At 72.6% G+C, this 6335-nt stretch carries 1 protein-coding gene; it reads left to right on the top strand.

Features of this window, described 5'->3' with window-relative positions; all coding sequences use genetic code 11:
* A partial coding sequence (locus MFF42_RS19935; protein ID WP_283206900.1) for a calcium-binding protein occupies window positions 1–6335 on the top strand: 6335 nt, incomplete at both ends.

The following is a 6335-nucleotide window of genomic DNA, read 5'->3' as shown; positions in this document are numbered from 1 at the left end:
GACACCCTCGCCACCGGCGCGGGCGCCGACGTGGTCCTCGGCGGGCTCGGCGGCGACACCATCGACGCCGGCAAGACCGACGGCGACGCCGACATCGTGTTCGGCGACAACGGCACCGTGCTGTTCGACGCGCGCGGCCGGGTGAAGCGGGCCGAGAGCCTCGACCTGGGCTCCGGCGACGACGACACCATCGAGGTCGGCGGCGGCGACAACGTCGTCCTCGGCGGCACGGGTGCGGACCGGATCATCGCCCTCGGCGGCAACGACGTCGTGCTCGGCGACGAGGGCCGCGCCACCTTCGAGGCCGACGGCCATGTGAAGCGGGCCGAGAGCTTCGATCTTGGCTTCGGCGGCAACGATACGATCGATGTCGGCGCGGGCGACAACGTCGTCATCGCCGGGGCCGGCAGCGATGCCGTCACCGCGCTCGGCGGCAACGACATCGTCGTCGGCGACGGCGGCTACGCCGAGTTCGAGGCGGGCGTGCGCGTCCTCGTCGTCTCGGCCGACGCGGTCGGGGCCGGCAACGACCGGATCGACACGGGTGACGGCGACAACGTCGTGCTCGCCGGTTCGGGCGGCGACACCGTCACCACCGGCGCGGGCGCCGACATCGTGCTCGGCGACAACGGCCGGATCGCGTTCGCGGGCGGCATCCGTCTGGAGATCACCAGCGACCGCACCGGCGGCGCGGCGGACACCCTCGCCACCGGCGCCGGCGCCGATCTGGTGCTCGGCGGGCTCGGCGGCGACACGATCGACGCCGGCCAGGCCGATACCGACGCGGACATCGTGTTCGGCGATAACGGCCACGTCACCTTCGACGCGACCGGCGGCGTGATCCGTGCCGAGAGCTTCGATGCCGGCTTCGGCGGCAACGACGACATCAAGGTCGGCGGCGGCGACAACCTCGTCATCGGCGGCACGGGCGCCGATACCGTCACGGCGCTGGGCGGCGGCGACGTCGTCATCGGCGACAACGGCTACGCGGTCTTCGAGGCCGGCGTTCGGATCGAGTTCGCCTCGACCGACACCGGCGACGGCGGCAACGACCGGATCGATGCCGGCGGCGGCGACAACCTCGTCATCGGCGGTTCCGGCAGCGACACCGTCACGACGGGCACGGGCGGCGACATCGTGCTGGGCGACAACGGCCTGGTGGCCTACGAGCTCGGCATCCGGGCCCGGGTCGTGAGCGACCGCAACGGCGGCGCGCGCGACGTCATCGCCACGGGTGCGGGCGCCGACGTGGTGCTCGGCGGTCTCGGCGACGACACGATCGACGCGGGCAGGCTCGACGCGGATGCCGACGTGGTGCTCGGCGACGACGGTCGCGTCACCTTCGATGCGCAGGGCCGCGTGAAGCGGGCCGAGAGCCTCGATCCGGGCTTCGGCGGCGATGACGTCATCGAGGTCGGCGGCGGCGACAACCTCGTCATCGGCGGCACCGGCACCGACGTCATCACCGCGCTCGGCGGCAGCGACATCGTGCTCGGCGATCAGGGCTACGCTCTGTTCGACGCCGGTATCCGCGTCGAGGTGGCCTCGACCGACACCGGCGACGGCGGCAACGACCGGATCGAGGCCGGCGACGGCGACAACGTCGTGCTCGGCGGCTCGGGCAGCGACACGGTCACGACGGGCGCGGGCGCAGATATCGTGCTCGGCGACAACGGCTCGGTGGCCTTCGCGCTCGGCATCCGGGCGCGGGTGGTGAGCGACCGCAACGGCGGCGCGCGCGACACCCTCTCGACGGGGGCGGGCGCCGACGTCGTGCTCGGCGGCCTCGGGGCCGACACGATCGATGCTGGCCAAGCCGACGCGGATGCCGACGTGGTCTTCGGCGATGGCGGCCAGATCACCTTCGACGCCCAGGGCCGCGTGAGGCGGGCCGAAACCCTCGATGTCGGCTTCGGCGACGACGACGAGATCAAGGTCGGCGGCGGCGACAACCTCGTCCTCGGCGGCTCGGGCAACGACGTCGTCACGGCGCTGGGCGGCAGCGACGTCGTCATCGGCGACCATGGCTACGCCGTGTTCGAGGGCGGCGTGCGGATCGAGTTCGCCTCGACCGACACGCTCGACGCCGGCAACGACCGGATCGAGGCCGGCGACGGCGAGAACATCGTCCTCGGCGGCTCGGGCAGCGACACGGTCGTCACCGGCAAGGGCGGCGACATCGTGCTCGGCGACAACGGCCTCGTCCGGTTCGAGCTCGGCCTTCGGGCCCTGGTCCAGAGCAGCCGCGACGGCGGGACGCGCGACGTCCTCACCTCGGGTGCCGGGGCGGACGTCGTCCTCGGCGGTCTCGGCGCCGACACGATCGATGCCGGCCGGGACGATGCCGATGCCGACATCGTGCTGGGCGACGACGGTCGTCTGTCCTTCGACGCTCAGGGCCGTCTCAAGCGCGCCGAGAGCCTCGACCCGACCTTCGGCGGCGACGACACCATCGAGGCCGGCGGCGGCGACAACGTCGTCATCGGCGGCACGGGCACGGACGCGATCACCGCGCTCGGCGGCAACGACGTGATCCTCGGCGACAACGGCACCGCGCTGTTCGACCAGGGCGTGCGCGTCGAGTTCGCCTCGACCGATCCGGATGACGGCGCGCGCGACGTGATCAAGGGCGGCGACGGCGACAACATCGTGATCGGCGCGGGCGGCTCCGACGACCTCACCACGGGGTCTGGCGCCGACATCCTGCTCGGCGACATGGGTGTCGTGGCCTTCGAGAACGGCCTCGTCCGCGACGTCTACACCACCGACGAGCGCCGCGGCGCGGGCGACGTCATCCGCGGCGGCGACGGCGACAACATCGTCCTCGGCGGTGCGGGCCGCGACGAGATCACCACCGGCAAGGGGGCGGATCTCACCCTCGGCGATTTCGGCGAGGCGAGCTTCACCGGCGGGCGTCCGGTGCGCGTGGCCACGCTCAACCCGAACCGCGGCGACGACGACACGATCGATGCGGGTGACGGCGACAACGTCGTCCTCGGCGGGTTCGGCAGCGACACGATCACCGCCGGCGCCGGCGCGGACATCGTTCTCGGCGACAACGGCCTCGCCACCTTCCGCACCGACGGCAAGCGGATCCTCGTCCGCACCACGGATGTGGAGATCGGCGCAGCCGACACGATCGCGGCGGGCGACGGCGACAACCTCGTCCTCGGCGGCATCGAGGCCGACACGATCACCACCGGCACGGGTGCCGACGTGATCCTCGGCGATCTCGGATCGGTCAGCTACGACGCGGCCGGACTGCTCGCGCAGATCCTGTCCACCGACACGGGGCTGGGCGGCGGCGACACGATCACCGCGGGCGACGGCAGTGACACCATCCTCGGCGGCTTCGGCTCCGACGCGATCACCGCCGGTAACGGCAGCAAGACCGTGCTCGGTGACAGCGGCCAGCTCGACTACGCCGCAGGCGTGCCGACCCTGATCCAGACTCTGACGCCGGCCGTCGGCGCGGCCGATACGATCCGCCTCGGCAACGGCCGCAAGCTGGTGCTCGGCGGCGCGGGCAACGATCTCATCGACGGCCAGTCCGGCGATGCGGTGGTGCTCGGCGATGCCGGCCTCGTGCGCCTCGCCGGTGGCCTCCCGGTCCGGGTCGAGAGCACGGATGTCGAGGTTGCCGGCGACGACGCCGTCACCCTCGGCGCCGGCAACGGTGTGGTGCTCGGCGGCTCGGGTGCCGACCGGCTGACCCTGGGCGCTGGCCGCTCGGCGGTGCTCGGCGACAACGGCAGCGTCGATCTCGACGCGCAGGCGCGTCCGACCGAGATCACCTCGACGGCGCCGGAGGTCGGTGGCCGCGACGTGATCGTCGTCGGCGACGGCGGCTCGGTGGTGCTGGGCGGCTTCGGTGCCGACACGATCACCACCGGCTCGGGCGCGGACGTGATCCTTGGCGACAACGGCGCGGTGACGCTCTCGGCCCTGGTCCCGGTCTTCGTGCGCACCACGAACGCGGCCGTGGGCGACGCCGACGAGATCCGCGCGGGCGAGGGCGACAACCTCGTGCTCGGCGGCGCGGGCGGCGACACGATCGTCGCCGGTGCGGGCCGCGACACGGTGTTCGGCGATGCCGGCCAGATCCGCTTCGACGCGAAGGGCCTGATCGAGCGGGCCGAGAGCTTGGACACGGCGATCGGCGGCGACGACAGCATCAAGGTGGGCGCGGGGGACAACCTCGTCATCGCCGGTGTCGGCGCGGACAAGGTGACGGTTCTCGCCGGCGCCGACATCGTGCTCGGCGACAACGGGGCGGTGATTTACGCCAGCGGCGTGCGGGTGAGCGTGGCCACCATGGCGACCGCCGACGGCGGCAAGGACACGCTCCTCCTCGGCGACGGCGACAACCTTGCCCTCGGCGGCACGGAGGCCGACGCGATCACCACCGGCAAGGGCGCCGACGTGATCCTCGGCGACTTCGGTTCGGTGAGCTACGACGCGGCCGGCCTGCTCAAGCAGATCCTGTCGACCGACACGGGGCTGGGCGGCGACGATACGATCGCGGCCGGCGACGGCAGCGACACCGTCCTCGGCGGCTTCGGCTCCGACGCGATCACCGCCGGCGACGGCAGCAAGACCGTGCTCGGCGACAGCGGCCAGCTCGATTACGCGGCGGCGGTGCTGACCCAGGCCCAGACGCTGACGCCGGCCATCGGCGCGGCCGACGCCATCCGCCTCGGCAACGGCCGCAAGCTCGTCATCGGCGGTGCCGGCGGCGACACGGTCGAGGGCCAGTCGGGCGACGCCATCGTCCTCGGCGATGCCGGCCTCGTGCGCCTCGTCGATGGCCTCCCGGTCCGGGTCGAGAGCACGGACTTTGAGGTTGCCGGCGATGACGCTGTCATCCTCGGCGCCGGCAACGGCGTGGTGATCGGCGGCTCGGGTGCCGACCGGCTGACCCTGGGTGCGGGCCGCTCGGCGGTGCTGGGCGACAACGGCAGCGTCGATCTCGATGCGCAGGCGCGTCCGACCGAGATCACCTCGACGGCGCCGGAAGTCGGCGGCCGCGACGTGATCGTCGTCGGCGACGGCGGCTCGGTGGTGCTCGGCGGCTTTGGTGCCGATACGATCACCACCGGCTCGGGCTCGGACGTGATCCTCGGCGACAACGGCACGGTGACGCTCTCGGCTCTCATCCCGGTCTTCGTGCGCACCACGGATGCGGCTCTGGGCGACGCCGACGAGATCCGCGCGGGCGAGGGCGACAACGTCGTGCTCGGCGGCGCGGGCGGTGACACGATCGTCACCGGCGCTGGCCGTGACACGGTGTTCGGCGATGCCGGCCAGATCCGCTTCGACGCGAAGGGTCTGATCGAGCGGGCCGAGAGCCTGGACACGGCGATCGGCGGCGATGACAGCATCGAGGCGGGCGCGGGCGACAACCTCGTCATCGCCGGTGTCGGTGCCGACAAGGTGACGGTGCTCGGCGGCGCCGACATCGTGCTCGGCGACAACGGCGCGGTGGTCTACGCCGGCGGCGTGCGGGTGAGCGTGGCCACCATGGCGACCGCCGACGGCGGCAAGGACACGCTGACGCTGGGCGATGGCGACAACCTCGCCCTCGGCGGCACGGAAGCCGACGCGATCACCGCCGGCACGGGTGCCGACGTCATCCTCGGCGACTTCGGTTCGGTGACCTACGACGCAGCCCGACTGCTCGCGCAGATCCTGTCGACCGACACGGGGATGGGCGGCGACGACACCGTGCTGGCCGGCGATGGCGACAACCTCGTCCTCGGCGGTTTCGGTTCGGACACCATCACCACGGGTGCCGGCGCGGACATGATCCTCGGCGACAGCGGCGAGGTGCTCCTCGCGGGCGGCCGTCTGGTCCAGGCCCGCAGTCTGGATGCCGGGATCGGCGGACGGGACGCGATCAAGGCGGGCGAGGGCGCCAACATCGTCATCGGCGGCATGGATGCCGACACGATCGAGGCCGGCGCCGGCCGCGACGTGATCCTCGGCGATAGCGGCCTCGTGCGCCGCGACGACGACGGTCTCGCGCACGCGGTCTCGACCAACACCGCGTTCGGCGGCGACGACCAGATCGTGGCGGGCGGCGGCGACAACCTCGTCTTCGGCGGCTTCGGTGCGGACACGATCGACACCGGTGTCAGCGCGGATATCGTGCTGGGCGACAGCGGCGAGGCGCTCTTCACGCTCGGCGTCATCGCCTCGGTGACGACGCTCGATGCGGTCAACGGCGCGGGCGACACGATCCGGGCGGGCGAGGGCGGCAACCTCGTCCTCGGCGGGCTCGGCGGCGATTCCGTCACCACCGGCACGGGCCGCGATGCCATCGTCGGCGACCACGG

It is taken from the genome of Methylorubrum podarium, from assembly GCF_022179745.1.
In the GTDB taxonomy this organism is placed as follows: Bacteria; Pseudomonadota; Alphaproteobacteria; order Rhizobiales; family Beijerinckiaceae; genus Methylobacterium; species Methylobacterium podarium.
Note: the sequence above shows the minus strand (reverse complement) of the source record. Positions and strands in the feature narration are given on the sequence as shown.